The 2540-nt window shown below is 67.8% G+C and carries 3 protein-coding genes and 1 pseudogene; 3 read left to right on the top strand and 1 reads right to left on the bottom strand.

What is annotated here, in order from left to right:
- From ACEN88_RS29145 to ACEN88_RS29135, 3 genes are all read left to right on the top strand, one after another.
- On the top strand, positions 1-671 hold a 671-nt coding region (locus ACEN88_RS29145), incomplete at its 5' end, for a helix-turn-helix transcriptional regulator (RefSeq protein ID WP_413345317.1).
- 43 nt (positions 672-714) lie between these two features.
- Positions 715-1713, top strand: a complete 999-nt coding sequence (locus ACEN88_RS29140) for a ferritin-like domain-containing protein (RefSeq protein ID WP_413345318.1) — start codon at positions 715-717, stop codon at positions 1711-1713.
- 58 nt (positions 1714-1771) lie between these two features.
- Entirely contained in the window at positions 1772-2221 is a 450-nt protein-coding gene (locus ACEN88_RS29135) for a hypothetical protein (protein WP_413345315.1), read from the top strand.
- A gap of 106 nt (positions 2222-2327) precedes the next feature.
- Here ACEN88_RS29135 and ACEN88_RS29130 read toward each other — a convergent pair.
- Positions 2328-2540, bottom strand: a pseudogene (locus tag ACEN88_RS29130) (NAD-dependent dehydratase); the annotation flags it as partial.

Genomic DNA, 2540 nt, shown 5'->3' with positions numbered 1-2540 from the left:
AGTTCCTCGCGGACGCAGCCGGCCTCGGCGTCACGTGGATCACGTGGCTGGAACAGGGCCGCGCCGTGCAGCCTTCCGTCGCCGCGCTGTCGCGGCTGGCCGACGCGCTGCAGCTGTCAGCGGCCGAGCGGGCGTCGCTGTTCGACCTCGCCGGCAAGAAGGATCCGCGCGCCCTGCCCGACCACGTCGACGACCTGTCCCCGGCGCTGCTGGCGCTGCCGGGGCTGATGGCCGCGCCGGCCTACCTGCTCGACCATACGTGGACGGCTCGCGCCTGGAACGTTGCCGCCGCGGCGCTGTTCGTCGGCTGGCTGGACGCGGACGCGCCCGACCGCAACCTGCTCCGCTACGTCTTCCTGCATCCGGCCGCGCGTGAGCTCATCGTCGACTGGGAGACACGGGCCCGGCGGCTGGCGGCGGAATTCCGGGCCGATTTCCACCGGCGGCCGGCGGATGGGCACATGCAGGCGCTGGTTGAACAATTGTGCCGGGACAGCACGTTGTTCGCGCAATGCTGGGACAAGCAGGACGTGCTGCACCGGGAAGGCGGGGAGCGGCGGTTCCGGCATCCCGTCAGGGGGGAACTGAGGCTCGTGCAAACAACGTTGCTGGTGGCGTTGCAGATGGAGATCAAGCTGGTGTGCCTGGCGGCGGGAACCTCTGCCGTCTGAGCCGGTCGATACCTGGATGTTGATCGACGTCTGGGAGACATGCATGGACGGCTATGCCACCGACGCCTTCGACGTTGCCGGCCTGGTGCCCGGCTTCCAGCCCCCGCCGCAGCCTGTACCGGGCCAAAGCGCTGCACAACTCGCCGCGGCCGACGCGCGCATGCGGCACTGGCGCGACCCGGACGACGGTCCGCTGGTTCCCGGCTCGGACCGCCACGGCGACGCCACGTGCCGCATGTTCCGCGACACCTTCAACCCCTACCGCCCCGCCGTGCTGGACTGGCCCGAGCTGGAACCGGCAGTGCGCGACCGCATTGTCGCGCTGCCGATCTGGGACATCGCGGTCCAGACCGAAGGCAAGGCGCGCCTGCGCATGGCGGCCTACGCCGGCACGCTGCGCGACCCCGCCATGCGCGACGCCCTCGCGCTGAACGCGTGGGAAGAGCAGCGCCACAAGGACGTGCTCGCGCGGATGGTGGCGGCGTACGGCATCGACCTCGCGCCCGAACCCGTCCAGCACCCGCCCCGGGATCCGGAATGGGCCTACCTTGTCACCGGCTACAGCGAATGCATCGACAGCTTTTTCGCCTTCGGCCTGTTCGAGCTGGCGCGGCGTTCCGGCCTGTTCCCGCCGGCGCTCGTCGACACGTTCGAGCCCGTGATGCAGGAAGAGTGCCGGCACATCCTGCTATTCGCCAACTGGGCCGCCTGGCACCGCGCGCGCCTGTCCTTCCTGCGCCGCGTGGGCTTCGAAGCGAAGGTCGCCGCGGTGTGGGCATTCCTCGCGTGGGAACGGATCAGCCTCGCGCGCGCCGTCGACGCGGACGGAGGCGCACGCGCACAGGACAATAATTTCACGCTGCACGGGGCGCAATCAGTGGCGGACGATGGCGTCGGCGTCTGTGACCTGCTCGCGCTATGCCTTGCAGAAAACAACCGGCGCTTTGCGGGCTATGACGAACGGCTGCTGCGTCCCCGCACGGTGCCGCGCCTGGCCCGGCTCGCGCTGCGGCTGTCCAGACCGTTCGATTGGCCACGCTGAGTGCTATGCTGCTCGACAATGCGCCGCTGAAGGCCAACACGACCTGGACCTGATCAAGATGAGGAAATCCGTACTGCTGTTGTTGTTCATGGCGTCAATCTGCACGGTGGCCGCGCAAGGCCGGACATCCGTGGAACTGGCCGATGCCGATTGGCTTTCCGTGGCAAAGGCTGCGCTCAGGCTGACGAGCCGCATGGAGGCGGTGACGTTTGTTGTCGATGACGGCTTGTCTGCAGAAGCACGACACGCTTTGGGAAGCGTGGGAAGCGTCGTCGCCCTGGCAGACGTGCCCGATCGCGACATGGCGTATTCAACGCCGGCTTATCTCCGCGTGTTCCAGTTCCGGCTGCAGGGCGACCGAATCGAATTTCTGACGGGGAGTGTCTATCCCAAAGTCCATCGAGCCGGAGACTGCCGTCACTCATCGCATATTTTTCTCGCGCGTACACCCAATGGCGAATGGAAGCAGGACGGCCCGGCGACAGTACACGTTTGCTCGTGGCACTGAATGCAATCCCCGCCCCTGACTCGCTTTCCCCCGGTCGTTATCACCGTCTGCCCTGGCCGACGACGGCCCTTCGAACAGGCCGAACAGGGCATGCCGCGGTCGAGCCCTAGTCGAGATACCCTTCCCGCCCAAACCACGCGACCGCCGCCTGCACGCCGCCAATGTACGGTCCCGGCCGGTAGCCAAGTTCCCGCTCCGCCTTGTCCGACGAAAAAAACATCCGGTTGCGCGACATCTTCAAACCGTCCACCGTCAGGAACGGCTCGCGCCCGCGCAGGCGCGCGACCGCCTCGGCCGCGTGCGCCAGCGGCACCAGGGG

This window comes from Massilia sp. CT11-108, assembly GCF_047302915.1.
In the GTDB taxonomy this organism is placed as follows: domain Bacteria; phylum Pseudomonadota; class Gammaproteobacteria; order Burkholderiales; family Burkholderiaceae_D; genus Telluria; species Telluria orientalis.
Note: the sequence above shows the minus strand (reverse complement) of the source record. Positions and strands in the feature narration are given on the sequence as shown.